This is a genomic window from [Leptolyngbya] sp. PCC 7376, from assembly GCF_000316605.1.
In the GTDB taxonomy this organism is placed as follows: domain Bacteria; phylum Cyanobacteriota; class Cyanobacteriia; order Cyanobacteriales; family MRBY01; genus MRBY01.
On sequence record NC_019683.1, the window covers coordinates 4,514,259 to 4,530,480 of the forward strand.

Genomic DNA, 16,222 nt, shown 5'->3' on the forward strand with positions numbered 1-16,222 from the left:
AGCGTAATGAGCGCCTAGCTCGGAAATTGGTTTTCCCTACAGATTTCTTTCGATGCAGGCGATCGCCATTATATTTCTACAAGTATTTAGATTTTTAAGTTTCCGCTCATATAATTTCAGTATGAACCGACTGCACAGCATCCTACCAATTCTGATTAGCTCGCTGATAGTTCCCATTTCAGCAAGTAGCTTTAACGCGAAAGTGGCGATCGCCCAGACGGCTAATCAGAGTGAGACGATAACGGCTCAACAATTAACGGATTGCCAAAATAGTCTGACCGCGGATATTAATGCTCAATGGGATTACAAAGCATTTCAGGCTTATCAAGAGCTACTGATCAGTTGCGGAGATGTTTTTTCAGAAGTCATTAAAAATGACATAAATGTAGAGCCACATCATCAAACATTACTCTCTAATTTTCTTGGTTTTACGGGACAGCAAGCTTTAACATTTCCCTATTCAGACACAACACAAGGTTCGAGCCTTAGAAATCAGACACAGACGCTTTTAAAACAGCAATTAGGTTTAGCTCAAGAGCAAGGTGATCGCTTTCAGGAAGCGACTATTCTCTATTGGCTCGGTTCAATTGGCTCAAACTATGAAGAGTCACTAGAATCTTTTCAGCAGGCGATCGCTCTTTATCAGAGTCTTGATGCATTGCCTCAGCAGACAGACTCGTCGATTTTAATCCGCATAAATAATCGCTCAACGGCTTGGGGACAAATCACTACACTCCAGTCCAGTAATGCGACGCCTAATGATTTTGTCGCGGCAACTTTGTATGAACTTGGCAGAGATTACCGTGATTCTGATCGACATGACGAGGCGATCGCCACCTTTGAAGAATTACTGGCGATCGCCAAATCCCAGAATGATTCAACAAAAGAAGCTGATGCATTATTTGAACTCGGCCTCTCCCATCAAGCTGCGGGAAATCGTGAGCAAGCGCTCGACATCTTAGAATCTTGTTTGCAATTAATTCGAGAGACAAAAGGAGAATTAGCTGAAGCAAAAATCCTCAGAAATCTTGGTGAAAAATATCAATTTGGCGATGCTCAAGATATGGAGATTACCTTTGGGTTTTATGACAGAGCACTCGCAATATATCGCCAGTTAAACCTATTAGATCAGCAGGCACAAACCCTTTATGACATAGGTTATGCTCACTACCGACAACAAGCATATGAAGAAGTTTTTAATACCTCGATACAGGCTCTCGATCTTGTTAGTCAAATTGAAGATGGCGATCGCCAAACAGTCCTACTTATAGAATTTGCACCGATAGTTGGACACCTCCAGAATAATAGTCCAGACAAAGCAATTTTACTGGTACAAAGGCGATTAGAACTCTTCCAAAAACTTGGGGATTTAAAACAACAAGCAAGCTCCCTCAATTTCATCGGATTTTTGTATTCATATACTCTCCAACAATACAAACCCGCCTTCGAATATTATCAACAATCTCTGAATATCTATCGACAACTAGGAAACAAAGAAAAGGAAGCTCAAATACTTAATCGATTGGGGTCTCTACACTACGATCAAGGGAGTCAAGCGAGCAATCAATTAGACCAAATCCACCAACAATTCAGTCTTGCATTGCCTTTACATAAGCAGGCGATTGAGATTTATCAAACATTAGCTAAAAAATCAGATGACCGTGAAAAACAGCTTTGGGAATTGGCAGAATATATCCGTATTTTAGAAAATCAATATAGCCGCCATACCAACCAAAATACTATCCAGCAAAATGACCATGGATATTGGTCAGAAGCGGAACAAGCGGTACGGGAGTTCCGGGAACAGGCGATCGCCATTTACCGGGAACTAGGTTCAGAAGACAAAGTTTTAGACATGCGTATCTCCCTGCTGACTACTGATGGAACTCGGCTCTTACATCGATCGAGGGAGCTAAGAGACATGGGAGATGTTGAGCTTGCTAAAGAATTAAACCAACAAGCACTAGAGGCTCATCTCGAAGCAATTAATTTGCATAAAGAAGCTATCAGATACCTAGAGATTACAAGTCCTGAAAAAACAAATATTATCCAAAGTCATCAGAGCCAATTATCAAGTCTTTATAGCTATTTTGCTTCACAATATCTTTACTCAGATGAATATGAGCAAGCCTTGAAATTTGCCCAGAGCTATGAGGAATCAACAGGAGCTCAGTTTAGAGTTGCTGAGATTTTAAGATCAATGGGCAATTATTCTCTAGAAAAAATCACCCATTCACGTTTCAGTCGAACAGGTGAAGCACCTAAACTTTACTCCTCTGATTTTGGTCTTGGTGGTTATGAAAATATGAGTGATCCTCTTGATAAAAAAAGAGTACTCTCCCTTTCACTTCAGACCTCACTAACAGATCAAGATATTGATGAGTATAAAAAAGCTCTAGATTATTCACAGCAAGCTTTAGAGATTTACACTAAAAATACACATGCCTATAATGTCCAAAGTCTTTTGGTTGAGATTGGTGATATCTATGTTCACCTACAGCAAACCGATCGAGCCCTAGAATATTATCAGCAGGCCATTGAGATAGAAGGTGAAGACCTCAACGAGATTGTCAAAGCTTCTTTATTGCATGCACTAGCGTTCCGCTATCAACAGCTGAATTTAAATGATTTAGCATTAAAGACTTATCAACAAGCATTAGAAATATGTCAGAAATATGAGTCTGTTTCTAGAGAGAGCGACGTTTTATTGGGGATTGCCCGATATTATCAATATCTAGAGAATGATGAACTTGCACTTCAATATTTACAGCAATCCTATGAGGTTATAGATGACTTTAGTCCCAGCTATAGCGCGAGATATAGTCTACATAAATTAGGAAAATTTTCTTTAGAAAAAGGCGATCTTGTCCAAGCCTCTGACTACTTTCAACAGGAGATTGAAGTCACTAAAAATATTGGCGATCGCCATTCAGAAAAACTATCACTCCAAAAAATTGGTGATCTTTATCTTGAGCAAGGACATATCGACTATGCTCTCGATATTCACCAGCAGTATTTAGCACTCATTCAAGATGGCGGCAGTCTTATCAAAAAATTTCAAGCACACTTAGATCTTGGTCAAAAATACCAGGAGCAAGCTCAATTTGACTCTGCTCTGATGTTCTATCAACAGGCTTTGGCGATCGCCTATGAGCTGCGGGAAGATCCATTATTTGTAGGCACTGATTGGACTGGAAGTGTAACCAGTCAGATTGCGGCTCTGTATGAAGCGCAAAATCAACCTGAGTTGGCGATCGCCTTCTACAAATCTGCGATTAATACTTATGAAAAAATTCGCGCTGACTATAAAGAACAAAGCTCAGCCACTATAGGCAGCACGGGAGTCGATTTTGATGCACTCTTTTTAGCTCGCAATCAAGATCATTACCGAGCATTAGCTGATTTGTTGCTAAAGCAAGACCGTGTGTTAGAGGCTCAGCGAGTGCTTGATTTGCTGAAGGTGCAAGAGCTTGATCAATATCTTAATAACGTGCGAGGGACTGCCAACACCGAAAAAGGTATCGCTCATCATCGCTCAGAAACGCTCATCATGGAACGCCATCAAGTGATTCTAGATGATGCAATTCAGGTAGGCAAAAGCTTGACTAAACTCAATCAAATTCCGGTCGGCGATCGTACCCCAGACCAGCGCAAACAAATTACTCAGCTCCGACAGTCAAAGGAACAACTCTCCGAAACATTCCGCACATTTGTTGGTAGCGATGTCGTCCAAACAGAATTAGATAAGCTCCGACAGAATACGAATGGCGAAAATTTCGACCTCGACCTCTATGCGAAAGCCCTTAAAGATGACCTCCAAGAACTGGATAATGCCGTTATTGTTTACCCTCTTATCCTCGACGATCGCCTAGAACTGATTCTCCTCTCTGCGGATGCCCCTCCATTCCGGCGTACAGTTTCCATCAGTCGAGTAGACCTCAATGAAAAAATCCTTAGATATCGCCAAGCCTTAACGCGCCCACAGCTACGCAGAAACCTTGATGCTGTGCAATCTGCGTCCAAAAAACTCTACGATCTTCTTATTGCACCTATCGAAAAAGACCTCTATGCCCTAGCCACAAAAACGATTATCTATGCCCCCGATGGGCCGTTACGTTATGCGCCTCTTTCGTCTCTCTACGATGGAAAGCAATGGCTAATCGAAAATTACAACATTAACAACATCACCGCCGTTAGCCTCACCAACTTTACGGATAAACCCAGCCAAGAACTATCGATCCTTGCCGGCGCTTTCACCGATACCCAAAGTAGTATCAAGGTTGGCGATCGCCAATTCACTTTTTCGCCACTCCCGTACGCAAAATCCGAAGTGGAAATCCTTGCCCAAACTATCTCAGCAACCCAAACACGCTTTGATAATGACTTCAATGCAGACATTCGTTTTGAAGTGGAAGACTACAACATTGTGCACTTGGCGACCCATGCTCAATTCGTAAGTGGCGACCCAGAAGAATCATTCATCCTGTTCAACAATCAACAAAAACAAACGCTCAAGGACGTCGAAAAATGGGATCTCAGTAATGTCGATTTGATGGTGCTTAGCGCTTGCCAAACTGCCCTTGGGCATGAATTGGGAGATGGCGAAGAAATCCTCGGACTAGGCTTCCAGATGCAACGAGCTGGGGCAAAATCGATTATGGCATCCCTCTGGTCAGTGGATGATGGTGGCACCCAAACGCTAATGAACAATTTTTATGCCATTCTGGCAAACCAACCCAAAATCACTAAAGCCGAAGCTTTACGGCAGGCGCAAGTCGCTTTAATTCAGAGCAAAGATCCTGTCACTGAGCGATCAATTACTGCTCCATCCACTAGCAACTATGCTCACCCCTACTATTGGTCGAGCTTCATTCTCATCGGCAATGGTCTCTAAAAATGCTCACTTGTGAAATACCGAAATAGTCTCACGCCAGAAGCGAATGTAAGAATTGGCGATCACTCATTTGATTGATTGATTGAAATTAACAATCACAATTGAGATAGTAAACTTACCTCAGCAAATAAATATATCTTTTTTGACCTAAGGCTTCAGAATACCTAAAACCAACATCGACTTTACATCTTCTTCAAAAAAATGATGACGATCAATTTATCTTTGTCATCTCTTCATACAAAACCCGTGGAATACCGAAATCTCCCTAAACAATGATTGCTACTATTTAAGTGAAATTGGTGTTTTTTCTGATGTAAGAGTGTTGTCTACCAATCATTAGTTACTTAATTGAAGCTAGTTGGCAATATATTTTTTAAGGTTATGTTCTCTTTATCAAAAAAAGCGAGTGTCATATTTGGGTTTTCTCTAGCATCTATGCTATGTAGTCAAATGGCACAAGCACTAAGCAATTAAAACATTTACAAGTGCTAGTGATTTTGACTTTGCAACGCAAAATCTTCTAGCCACTGAAGACTTTAATTCATCCTCACGTGGATCATTCTCAACAAAGGATTTTGATGGTTTTACAGTTTCAGTTAGACCCGACGGAGCTGTAAAAAGTCGGAACAATAGTGATCCAGCTGTTTTCAATATTTCCAAAGGTGCGAATAGTTCTGGGAATCCCACGACAGCTAGTGTTGATGGTTCTCAATTTCTCAGAACAAGTTCCTCTCTAAATGGTGATAACTATCTTGAATTTTTATTTAATAGCCAGATCAATGCTTTTGGTTTTGATTGGCGCAACGAAGACACAGGTCCCGGTGGCAACAATCCTGACCCATCAGCCATCGATCAGCTGATCTTGACCCTTGCTAGTGGCGAAGAATTTACTGTCACTAATACCGTATTTGGAGAACCTGATTCCCAAAGTGGTTTTTTCGGACTAATTATCGAAGATTGTTATATCGATGCTTTGAAATTTATAGATGATCCAACTGTTCGTGGTTCTGGTATTTCAAAACTAGGTATTGATAATATTGACTATGGTGTAGTTCCAACTCCTGCAGCGGTTCTGCCTGTTTTATCAGGGCTATTTGCTGTAGCAAAGCGCCGTAATAAAGCCGAATAATTTATCAAATTCAAAATCCATTCGAAATATTGAATTAAGGAGATTTTACCGTCTCCTTTTTTCTTTAAAAAAACGTTAGCTTTATCACATCTTGAAAGCGTTACGAACAAACAGGTTAGAATAAGACGTTTCCCAAACATCGCAACTATAACCCTTTCGTCATGCTGAGAAACCCAGTCGATTTTCAAGATGAATTTGATGTGATCATCATCGGTGCAGGCCATTCCGGATGTGAGGCAGCCTTAGCTTCTGCTCGTCTTGGATGCCGCACTTTGATGCTGACGTTAAATCTCGACAAAATCGCCTGGCAACCTTGCAACCCTGCGGTTGGTGGCCCTGCAAAATCTCAACTCACCCATGAAGTCGATGCCCTCGGCGGTGAAATCGGCAAAATGGCAGACCGCACCTACCTCCAAAAGCGTGTCCTTAACTCTTCACGAGGGCCTGCAGTATGGGCATTGCGCGCGCAAACCGATAAGCGTGAATATGCAGCTGTAATGAAAAATATCGTCGAAAACCAAGAGAATTTAGTTATTCGGGAAGGAATGGCGACGGATTTGGTGCTCGGCAATAACGACGAAATTTGTGGTGTCCAAACTTACTTCGGCACTTGTTTTGGCGCAAAAGCTGTGGTTCTCACCACAGGCACATTCCTTGGTGGCACCATCTGGATTGGTAATAAATCAATGCCTGCCGGACGTGCTGGAGAATTCGCAGCAGTCGGCATGACTGAAACCCTTAATGAGTTAGGTTTTGAAACTGGTCGTCTCAAAACCGGAACCCCAGCACGAGTTGATAAACGTTCCGTCGATTACAGCAAGATGGAGGAGCAGCCTGCTGATGAAGAGATCCGTTGGTTTAGTTTTGATCCAGAAGCATGGATTAAGCGGGAGCAAATGCCTTGTCATCTCACTCGTACGACAAAAAAAACCCACCAAATCATCAAAGATAATCTGCATTTATCGCCGATTTATGGTGGTTTTATCGATTCAAAAGGGCCACGCTATTGCCCCAGTATTGAAGACAAAATCGTTCGTTTTGCGGATAAAGATTCCCACCAAATTTTCATTGAGCCAGAAGGTCGTACCATTCCTGAACTTTATATTCAGGGGTTTTCGACAGGCTTACCTGAAAATCTCCAACTCCAAATGCTGCAAAGCTTACCGGGCATGGAAGAGTGTGTAATGCTTCGTCCTGCCTATGCGGTGGAATATGACTTTTTACCTGCGACCCAATGTTTCCCAACTCTGATGACGAAGAAGGTGGAAGGCTTATTTTCTGCGGGCCAAATTAACGGAACAACGGGTTATGAAGAAGCAGCAGCGCAAGGTCTTGTTGCAGGTGTTAACGCAGCAAAGTTTGCTCAAGACAAAGAGATGGTGATTTTCCCGCGGGAGCAAAGCTATCTCGGGACGTTGATCGACGATCTCTGTACAAAAGATCTACGAGAACCCTACCGAATGCTGACTTCTCGCTCTGAATATCGATTGATTCTGCGCTCTGATAATGCAGATCAACGGTTAACGCCTCTCGGCCGTGAAGTTGGTTTGATTGGCGATCGCCGTTGGAATCTATATCAAGACAAGCAAGCCAAAATTACTGCTGAAAAAGAACGTCTTCATTCTGAACGCGTTAAAGAATTAGAGGATCTTGGACAACGAATCGCGAACGAAACAGGCAATCGAATCAAGAATTCTGTGACCTTGGCAGATTTGTTGCGTCGTCCGAAATTTCATTATGCTGATTTAGAGAATTATGGTTTGGGTGATGAGACTCTAACTCGGGCAGAAAAAGAAGGCGCAGAAATCGACATTAAATATTCTGGTTACATCAAGCGCCAGCAAAATCAGATTGATCAGGTAAGTCGCCATGCCAATCGCAAATTGCCGGAAACACTGGATTACTTGACAGTGGAAACACTGTCGATGGAAGCACGCGAAAAACTCAATAAAGTACGCCCCCTCACAATTGGTCAAGCAACTCGTATTGGCGGCGTAAATCCTGCAGATATTAATGCATTATTAGTTTTTCTTGAAGTGAAAAATCGTCAAACAGTGAAATCTTAGCGGGATTTAAATGTTGCTTTAATTCACTTCTAGATCCAACTAAATACTTCCTAATCAAAGGGGGATTTTTTTTGTTTTAGTCCCAATCTTCATCGTCATCTTCATCGAGCTGACGTTCAAGAAGAGAAATAGCTAATTTATAAATAGGCTGAAGGGTATCATCTTGTTCTTTCTCAAGGGCAGTTTGTAACTGAGGAATGACGGAAGTGTCTTTGATTTTCATCAAAGCTAATGCTGCTGCTTTGCGGGTAATGCCTTCTGGATGATCTAATAATTCAATCAGTTTGGGAATGGCTGGTTTGTGGGTAAGATTTCCGAGAACTGCTGCTGTTTCACAACGCACAGTTTCGCTCTTATCATCGAGAAAATTAACGAGGGCATCGAAATCTTCAGTCTCACCTTTATCTGCTGCAATTTTGGCGATCGCCCCAACGATGGCACTACGGACAGATTCCGAGTCAGAATTGATTTCGTTATAGAGATATTGCTTTGCCTCAGCCCCAATAAATGCCAAAGCCCATGCCGCATGGCCCTTCGTACTTTCTGAGGTTTCGGGAGCTTTGATGAATTCAAGTAATTCTTTAACGGCAGACTCTCCCATTCTCGCCAAAGCACCGATGGTTGAACCTTTAACAACGGTATCCTCATCATTTAAATGAGCATAAACCAAGTCTTTTACCGCCGCCGTATCCCCAATGAGTGTAATGGTTTTGGCACAGGCACGACGGACGACAACATTCTCGTGGTTCAGCAATCCTTCAATCAAAAAAGGTGTTGCAGGTTTCCCCAGTAATCCAATAGTTTCTGCCACCGCAAGTCGGGTCATGCCACGGGTATCCCCCATACATTCGACTAACTTTTTAATGCGATCACCATCGCTTGTATCAAAGGTTTTTGCGACAGCATCTTTACGGGCGATCGCCAAAAATTCATCTACTTCAGCTTGCGAAGCAAATAATGTTGCAATAGTTTCACTCATAGGTCTTGCGGCAAATTAAAAAAACAAGCGTAACTACAATCGCTACGCTTTTAGAGTTATTAATAAAATATTGGGCGTTGCAGAATAGAGGTATGAATGGAGGTTGTTGACTCAATGGAATGTCCAGAATGCCAATCTACTCATATCCGTAAGAATGGAAAGAAAAAGGCAAACAGAATCACATCTGTGTAGATTGCGGTCGTCAGTTTATCGACCACTATAGTCAGCTCGGCTACTCAAATGCCTTCAAACGTGAATGCCTCAAAATGTATGTCAACGGTATGGGCTTTCGAGCCATTGAACGGGTGAAAGGAGTGCACCACACTACCGTCATCACTTGGGTCAAACAAGTCGGTGCATTGCTGCCTGATGCTTATGAACCGGAAGAGATGCCTCAGGTCGGGGAACTCGATGAACTTCAAACATTCGTCGGTGCTAAAAACAAGGTCTGGCTCTGGACAGCAGTAGACCACTTTCAACCAGGTATTCTTGCTTGGACTATTGGTGACAGAAGTGCAGAGACATTCAAGCCACTATGGGCAATCGTTAGTCTCTGGAGATGCTTCTTTTACGTCACAGATGGCTGGAAAGTTTATCCCATCTTTGTACCCGATGGGGACCAGATTGTCAGTAAGACCTATATGACTCGAGTCGAAGGAGAGAACACTCGATTGCGGCATTATCTCGCTCGACTCCATCGAAAGACCTTATGTTATTCAAAGTCTGTGGAAATGTTAGAGCATTCGATTCGATTGCTGATTCACTATCTCAAGTTCTGGGATGTTCCTATCCCTCGACCCTCATAGATTCATACCTCAATTCACCAACGCCAAATATTGATATCAATAGAGTTTAAATGTTTAAACCGAGATTAAAGGTGATCTAAACAATTTATTTTTTAAAACTTATCTCAGAACAAATTCTAAATTTGAATTAGTTTGCACTTGACGCATGTTGTGTCTTTAAAGCTTCAAGAGCATTATCAATTTTTTCCAGTTCAGGTTGGAGGACGCCCATCATTTTGGACTTCTTAACCTTTGCCTTTTTCGCTGTGTCCGTCATCTCAGTAACAAGACGCTCACGATATTGAGTTAATTCTTCAATCGCTGCAGCGAGATCTTCAGCAGAGGCGGGAGTATTGTCTTGAGACATAACCAAAATTATTCCGTAAAAATTTTAAACAACACTTTAAAAATAAGTAGCAGCCTGCGGACATTGCCACAATTTGCCCTATCTAGACTACCGATTTTTGCACCCATCCATCTTGAACTTTGCGGATTGTAAAGCTGAATGTTTATTTTTGTATTTGAGTGAATCCCTCTGGGATAATGGTTAGCCTAATAAAAGTTTTTAAGAGTTGGCACTATTCCCAGGGCTTTTGGTATGGATAAACGTTTTTCAAATATGTTTGGTTTGACGGAAGATCAAGCGATCGCCCTACTAGAAACCCCGATCGAACAGCTTACGGCACCAACGGAGCATTATGTTGCTGTTTCGACGCTAACTAATTTCCCGACGGATCGTTCAATTGATGCCTTGATCGATGTGCTGAACAAGTCTTCGGCAGAGCTTTATGACCGGATTACCCGACGCAAAGCAATTGAAAGTTTAGGTCGCCTCCAAGCAACGAGAGCATTATCTGATGTTCGTCGCTGTCTTGATGACGACGACTGCTATACCGTTGAGAATGCAGCTTGGGCCATTGGTGAAATCGGTACGACAGAGACAGCAATTTTAGAAGATATTAGCGGTCTGCTAGAACGCCCGAATCAGAGCTATCGCATCATTATTCAAACCCTCGAAAAGCTCAATTATGTTCCAGCGGTAGAGCGCATTAAGAAATTCGTTGACCACGAGGATAAAACCATTGCGAGTGCGGCGATCGCCACAATTTGTCGTCTCACAGGCAATTATGACTCAATTGGAATAGTGCTCGAATTCCTCGAAGATTCTGGCGTTACAGTGAGGCGTTCGGCAATTCAGGATTTGATTACGGCGAAATATTATCAAGCCATTCCGGCGATCGCCCGCTGTCCCGTGTCCCTTGTCTTCCGTTTGCGGGGCATCAGACTATTGGCAAATGAGGGATTTATCGCTGGTGATTTGACATTTAATGATCTTGAATCCTGCCTTGACAACGTTATTTTAGATCATCCGAAAAACATCGAGTTGGTACATGAATACGATCAAAAGCCAACCCTCGAATTTGCGGTGCGAGAACTATATCACACTGATTTTGGGCGCTGTTATCTCAGCATTCAAACATTGCTCGAATCTTACTCAGAGGAAACACCTGCTGCATTATTAGAGACGTGGAGAGAGGAAGCCCACAATGACTATGGCGCTCATTACCATGTCATCAAGCTCTTAGGGTGGCTCAAATATAGTCCCGCTTATGACCTTTTTGTTGAAGCCCTCGACAACCGTGCGCCACAATTCCAGAAATCCCGAGCTGCCGCGGCGATCGCCCTCAGTGAAATTGGCGATCAACGGGCAGTGCCATTGCTCAAAGAAAGTCTCAAAACAGGTATTTTCGATCTGCAATATGCATCCCTCCTAGGCCTCAAAGCACTAGGCGAAACGATTCAGCTTGACTGGCTACCGGAAAATACAGATCCACTCATCCGATCTAAAGCAGAGGCGATCGCCTAATCTTTCTGCAAACAAATTAACGATCTAAGTTTCACTCGAATCGCCATTGCACATTGCGGGTTTTGTCGTTTGGATCTCAACCGAACCAAAACCCGTATCACCCAGCAAACGCGATAAGGCAACCTCTGCCTGATCATTTGCCTGACGTAAAATGCCATTTTCACAAGCATTCAACACAATATTGTTGAGGGTTTCGCGTTGGGCAAATTCTAATAATTCAGGAATTTTATCGGGACCAAGATTTAAAAAACCGCGATCATAATCGTAAATTCTGGAGCGTTCCACATCGATCTTTTTATCGAGAATTTCTGGCTCTGGTAATGTCACCACAAGGCGATCGCCTTCATTTTGTATTGCTTCAGCAGAAAGTTGACTGAGATCAATACCAGCCCGCACCTCACCATAGGCGACATAAAGCAAACGACTCTCACCAATCACCAAATTACCAATCTGATTTGTTTGGGATGCAGGCACAACTGTTTCCATCGCAAACACAGTAGTGGTTAGCTCACTCACTCCACGGATTTTCTGGACGATCAGCGTCGGCGATTCCACCTCTGGTTCCTGTTCTTCCACCTTGAACCAATCGTCTATGCCCTGTAACCAGCGCAAGCTAAACTGTCCGATATTCATCAGCGACAGAATCAACACAATAGCGATCCCACCAGTACCTAGCAATAATGTTGTTCGTAGAATATTCAATGGCAAATGGAGTAGAGAACGGCGATCGCGCATAATATTCGCTGCAGCCCTAGAAAACAGCTTTGCCCATTGTAACTAGATATTCTTAAAGATTTGGTAAAGGCCTTGACCCTTCCATCTAACGATCAATGGCAGCAAGCAATACCAAACGAAATAATTCTGACGTATCCCTATATAAAATCTGCTAACCTATGAAACCAAACTTGCACTCACAACACCTGCAAGTCTTTCACTCAATTCCCTAGCCAGCACTTTCTTTAAAACAAATATGTCTCTCGAAATCGGTCAAGCAGCTCCCAACTTCTCCCTCTCCAATGCCCAAGGTGAAGTCAAAACCCTTTCAGATTTTTCGGGTCAATGGTTGGTGCTTTACTTTTATCCCAAAGACAACACCCCTGGTTGCACCACCGAAGCCCTAGACTTCACTGCCCTAAAACCTGAATTTGCAAAACATAATGCCGTTGTTGTCGGCATTAGCCCTGATTCCGAGAAATCCCACCAAAAATTTATCGATAAAAAAGAACTTCAAATCGAATTGCTCAGCGATCCCGAACACCAAACAGCTGAAGATTATGGCATTTGGCAACTGAAAAAATTTATGGGCAAAGAGTATATGGGGATCGTCCGTTCGACTTTCTTGATCAATCCAGAAGGCAAACTCGCCCATGCTTGGGTTAAAGTGCGCGTCAAAGAACATGCCCAAAAGGTTTTAGATGAATTGCAAGCGCTAGTATAAATAGAATTTTCAAGGCGATCGCCAGGCCTTTAAACCTCACAAACATTTAAACTTTCACAAACATTTAAACTTTCATAGGTCGCAACTCACCAATCATCACGAATCAAAGAAAATATTGAAGATTTCTTTAATATTCAGTTCCTGAGGCCACCCCCTCTACTAGGAAAAGTGGCTGAGAGTTATGATGAGGCTAGATTTTTAGCAATGCGACCTATATTTGTGAGTAGTACAAATCCAAATATCCAACGGGTATTTTCCGAAAGAGAATTTGAAGAGTCACTCCAAACCTTACAGCAGCTATCACACAAACATACAGCTACTGAGAGCTTAGAGACTCCAAAGACCACAACAATGCCGCTTTCTTGGGAAGATGCAGCAGAAGATATTGAAGCATTTTTATCCCAAGATTTCCCAATCGGCGATATTGCCCTCAAACATTCGGACTATAGCAATTTCTAGTCGAGTGAGGTGCAATAGCAGCAATGTGTAAACCAGCATCGAATATCATCAAGGGTAATCTTGGAAAAAGCTACCTCAATTGCCTTGTCTAGAGCTAGATAAGTTCTTGCCCCGATACTTTTCAAGGTACTTTTCAACTTTGACCAGCAATTTTCAATGGGTGAAAAATCTGGAGAATAGGGAGGAAGGTAAATCAACTTAGCTCCCACGGCCTCAATCATTGTGCGTACTGACTCTCCTAAATGAATCGAACAGTTATCCATCACCACACATGCTCCCGCCCATAAGTTTGGTATTAACTTCTGGCTGATGAATGCTTCAAAGGTTAATCCATCCGTACTCCCCAGCAGATGATAATTAGCGACCATTCCCTTGAAGCCTAATGCTCCAATCAAAGAAACATTCTTGCCTCGTTTACTGGATTTCGGACTATAAGCTCGTTTCCCTTTCTCAGAACGTGCCCTCAGTCTTGTCATGGCTAAGTTCACGCCCGATTCATCGATAAAAATCAAGTTTTTCGCTAGAGTCGCTTGCATTTTCTGCCAAAAATCATATCTGGCTTGTTGCACTCGTTTTGTCGCCTTAAGGTCTGGATAGAATGTTTTTTTTGAGGCTATATCCCATTCTTCTTAAGGTGCGATGCATGGTGCTATTGGCCACACGGAGACCAGTGCGTTTCTCCATCTCATCACATAGTTCCGCTAGCGTCGCATCGTTTTTCTTGGTGAGCAACTGGCGCAATATTGTTTGATGCTCTTCGTTTAATTTGGGAGGTGTTTGTTGGCTTCGTTTTTTCGGAGCAATCGACCCTGTCAGTCGTTTTTGGTCGAGGAGCTTTTGTACAAAACTTTTCGCCACTCCAAATTGTCGGGCAAGACTACTTTGACTCACACCACCCCTTTCGTAGGCATCCACTATTTTCTGTCTTAAGTCTAATGAGTAGGCTTTCGGCAAGATGCTACTTTCTTCCTCACCAGTCAACTCACCTATACTACTTCATACACCTTGCTAGGCTGAAATTTGCTGTAAGTCTTTCCTGTTGAGACAATAAACATAAATTTCCTTCACAACATTTTGAACTGCAACCTAATTTTCAGATTGCATTTTCGTCAAGGCAGAAAAATGATTAAGGGAATGTAGATGTAGGTGCATAAGCTCTAACCAGCCTAATTGCATTAGCTCATAGATAGTCTCTTGCGATAAATTGCGGAGCTTCTCCCGACTAATCCCCAGAAAACCTTGGAGAGGCGGCTGCTCAACACCATCTACCCTGAGATTGGCCTGCATATCTTCTAGCAAATCTAGCTCCATTATCTTTTGGCAAAATGCCTCAGTCCCAAGATATTTAGCTTGATAATCTTGCAGAAAGGCCACGACATTATTGAGATATTGAGTCTGATTTCCTTCACCATCAAATAGTCGTTCCCCAAGTCCTTCTTGATTCCAGCCTTCAAAAGATTCATCAATGCAGACAGTGAATGTTTGCTGATCTTCACTCATCGAAAATACAAATGGATAGCGACGAACAAACGCTGGAATATAATCCGCTTGCCACTCACCAGACTCTGTCACAAATAAATTTTGCTGATCTCGAATGCCAACAATGGCAGATGGATATAAACCTGACTCGGTTTTAATGAAAACAATCGGGTAAGCTACAGCTGCTTGAAAAAATTCAACGTTGAGCAGAGGAAAAGAATTGACATCCTTGGCAAATGCAAAGCTATCAGTACTTTTCAAGCACCAATCTTTATGCTTTTCCAAAGAAATAGGAATCGCATCTTGATAAATTAGTAGTTGCTTCGACAATTTCAAAAGCCTCCTTGATATTGCGAAATGGTTTCAATATTTAAAGGGTAGTCTGCCTAAGATGATTTGAGTGTGTGTTCCTCAAAAAATAAAAAATAAAATCTCACAAATTAATATTTACTACAGTGAAAACTGACTCCAAATATTTTTTAATGGACGGTCATTGCAACGCAGCGACAAAAGGATAATGACTCAGACATGCTCCAACACCATCTTTGAGAAGCACACAACCCACATACTCAATCTGTTTACAACTTATTTTATATAAAGATTTGATGAAGTTATAGGAAGACAGACCATTATATTTTCATCAAAACAACATTAATAAAAAAACTTGTTTCTCAGTATGATCTTATTTCCTAGCCATCAGATTTCAAATAACAGTTGAGGATAGATCTTTTCACTCTAGAAGTGTGATCTTTATCATCTTCATCTGATGTAATTAAAATTACGATCTATGGATAGACGAGTGAACATATGGACTTCATATTTCGTCGTCTAATCTTGCGACGCTAAGCCTTTAAACATTGGTCTTTGTCAGCTCGCAAGGGTGACTACTCTTCAATTTCTTGTTTTACTGCCATGCCTTCTCAAACAACATCAACCTCTGTCCATCGCTCTGTTTGGAAGGTTATAGCGCAAACCGTTTTGGCGATCGCCTGTTTCTGTAAACCCAGCTTCAAAGGGTCACTGGCATTAATCGCGATCTTATCTCCCCCCATGGTGGCGATCACCGCAACAATATTTTCTACTCCACCACCGTAGCCCTCAATTGCTGGTGATCAAGCCACCACCC

Annotated in this window: 14 protein-coding genes; 7 read left to right on the plus strand and 7 right to left on the minus strand. The window is 42.2% G+C overall.

From position 1 onward, the window contains the following. Positions 1-121: 121 nt before the first annotated feature. From LEPTO7376_RS23985 to mnmG, 3 genes are all read left to right on the plus strand, one after another. Positions 122-4,894 (plus strand): CHAT domain-containing protein, encoded by a 4,773-nt coding sequence (locus tag LEPTO7376_RS23985; RefSeq protein ID WP_015135928.1) that lies wholly within the window; start codon positions 122-124, stop codon positions 4,892-4,894. Between the two features lie 862 nt (positions 4,895-5,756). Then, on the plus strand, positions 5,757-6,023 hold the full coding sequence (locus LEPTO7376_RS20355) for a PTPA-CTERM sorting domain-containing protein (protein WP_015135929.1): 267 nt from the start codon (positions 5,757-5,759) through the stop codon (positions 6,021-6,023). Positions 6,024-6,184: 161 nt separating this feature from the next. After that, positions 6,185-8,089, plus strand: a complete 1,905-nt coding sequence (gene mnmG / locus LEPTO7376_RS20360; protein ID WP_015135930.1) for a tRNA uridine-5-carboxymethylaminomethyl(34) synthesis enzyme MnmG — start codon at positions 6,185-6,187, stop codon at positions 8,087-8,089. A gap of 76 nt (positions 8,090-8,165) precedes the next feature. Here mnmG and LEPTO7376_RS20365 read toward each other — a convergent pair whose 3' ends face one another. Next, the gene (locus tag LEPTO7376_RS20365; RefSeq protein ID WP_015135931.1) at positions 8,166-9,068 is read right to left on the minus strand and encodes a HEAT repeat domain-containing protein; all 903 of its coding nucleotides are present in this window, start codon (positions 9,066-9,068) and stop codon (positions 8,166-8,168) included. 114 nt (positions 9,069-9,182) lie between these two features. Between LEPTO7376_RS20365 and LEPTO7376_RS20370 the strand changes: the two genes are divergently transcribed. Further along, a protein-coding gene (locus LEPTO7376_RS20370; protein ID WP_160148659.1) for an IS1 family transposase occupies positions 9,183-9,874 on the plus strand; the annotation gives its coding sequence in 2 pieces (ribosomal slippage) (positions 9,183-9,231 and positions 9,231-9,874; 693 coding nt in all). 127 nt (positions 9,875-10,001) lie between these two features. On the opposite strand, the gene LEPTO7376_RS20375 is transcribed toward LEPTO7376_RS20370, so the two are convergent. Continuing rightward, positions 10,002-10,220: a hypothetical protein gene (locus tag LEPTO7376_RS20375; RefSeq protein WP_015135932.1), complete on the minus strand. Its 219-nt coding sequence runs from the start codon at positions 10,218-10,220 to the stop codon at positions 10,002-10,004. Positions 10,221-10,451: 231 nt separating this feature from the next. Between LEPTO7376_RS20375 and LEPTO7376_RS20380 the strand changes: the two genes are divergently transcribed. Continuing rightward, a complete protein-coding gene (locus LEPTO7376_RS20380) occupies positions 10,452-11,720 on the plus strand; it encodes a HEAT repeat domain-containing protein (RefSeq protein WP_015135933.1) in 1,269 nt (422 codons plus the stop codon). A gap of 24 nt (positions 11,721-11,744) precedes the next feature. Here LEPTO7376_RS20380 and LEPTO7376_RS20385 read toward each other — a convergent pair whose 3' ends face one another. Beyond that, on the minus strand, positions 11,745-12,455 hold the full coding sequence (locus tag LEPTO7376_RS20385) for a DUF4230 domain-containing protein (RefSeq protein WP_015135934.1): 711 nt from the start codon (positions 12,453-12,455) through the stop codon (positions 11,745-11,747). A gap of 235 nt (positions 12,456-12,690) precedes the next feature. Between LEPTO7376_RS20385 and bcp the strand changes: the two genes are divergently transcribed. Together bcp and LEPTO7376_RS20395 are read left to right on the plus strand one after the other, a co-directional pair. Next, a complete protein-coding gene (bcp, locus tag LEPTO7376_RS20390) occupies positions 12,691-13,158 on the plus strand; it encodes a thioredoxin-dependent thiol peroxidase (protein ID WP_015135935.1) in 468 nt (155 codons plus the stop codon). A 168-nt stretch (positions 13,159-13,326) separates the two neighbouring features. Further along, positions 13,327-13,617: a hypothetical protein gene (locus LEPTO7376_RS20395; protein WP_041764229.1), complete on the plus strand. Its 291-nt coding sequence runs from the start codon at positions 13,327-13,329 to the stop codon at positions 13,615-13,617. On the opposite strand, the gene LEPTO7376_RS28065 is transcribed toward LEPTO7376_RS20395, so the two are convergent. The 4 genes from LEPTO7376_RS28065 to LEPTO7376_RS28505 all read right to left on the minus strand — a co-directional run bounded on the left by LEPTO7376_RS28065 (position 13,614) and on the right by LEPTO7376_RS28505 (position 16,148). Further along, positions 13,614-14,186: an IS630 family transposase gene (locus tag LEPTO7376_RS28065; RefSeq protein WP_041763060.1), complete on the minus strand. Its 573-nt coding sequence runs from the start codon at positions 14,184-14,186 to the stop codon at positions 13,614-13,616. The two genes, LEPTO7376_RS20395 and LEPTO7376_RS28065, sit on opposite strands and share 4 nt — an antisense overlap. Before the next feature lie 13 nt (positions 14,187-14,199). Then, the gene (locus LEPTO7376_RS28070; RefSeq protein WP_225901096.1) at positions 14,200-14,598 is read right to left on the minus strand and encodes a transposase; all 399 of its coding nucleotides are present in this window, start codon (positions 14,596-14,598) and stop codon (positions 14,200-14,202) included. Positions 14,599-14,703: 105 nt separating this feature from the next. Next, complete coding sequence (locus LEPTO7376_RS20410) at positions 14,704-15,426, minus strand: SapC family protein (RefSeq protein ID WP_015135937.1); 723 nt, start codon at positions 15,424-15,426, stop codon at positions 14,704-14,706. A gap of 590 nt (positions 15,427-16,016) precedes the next feature. Further along, a complete protein-coding gene (locus LEPTO7376_RS28505) occupies positions 16,017-16,148 on the minus strand; it encodes a hypothetical protein (protein WP_264308923.1) in 132 nt (43 codons plus the stop codon). Between the last annotated feature and the right edge of the window lie 74 nt (positions 16,149-16,222).

What these genes read in the sequence shown, in the direction of transcription:
- LEPTO7376_RS20380 (WP_015135933.1), top strand. Translation starts at nt 10,452, where the DNA reads ATGGATAAACGTTTTTCAAATATGTTTGGTTTGACGGAAGATCAAGCG.
- bcp (WP_015135935.1), top strand. Translation starts at nt 12,691, where the DNA reads ATGTCTCTCGAAATCGGTCAAGCAGCTCCCAACTTCTCCCTCTCCAAT.
- LEPTO7376_RS20365 (WP_015135931.1), bottom strand. Translation starts at nt 9,068, where the DNA reads ATGAGTGAAACTATTGCAACATTATTTGCTTCGCAAGCTGAAGTAGAT.
- LEPTO7376_RS28505 (WP_264308923.1), bottom strand. Translation starts at nt 16,148, where the DNA reads ATGGGGGGAGATAAGATCGCGATTAATGCCAGTGACCCTTTGAAGCTG.
- LEPTO7376_RS20385 (WP_015135934.1), bottom strand. Translation starts at nt 12,455, where the DNA reads ATGCGCGATCGCCGTTCTCTACTCCATTTGCCATTGAATATTCTACGA.
- LEPTO7376_RS20375 (WP_015135932.1), bottom strand. Translation starts at nt 10,220, where the DNA reads ATGTCTCAAGACAATACTCCCGCCTCTGCTGAAGATCTCGCTGCAGCG.
- LEPTO7376_RS23985 (WP_015135928.1), top strand. Translation starts at nt 122, where the DNA reads ATGAACCGACTGCACAGCATCCTACCAATTCTGATTAGCTCGCTGATA.
- mnmG (WP_015135930.1), top strand. Translation starts at nt 6,185, where the DNA reads ATGCTGAGAAACCCAGTCGATTTTCAAGATGAATTTGATGTGATCATC.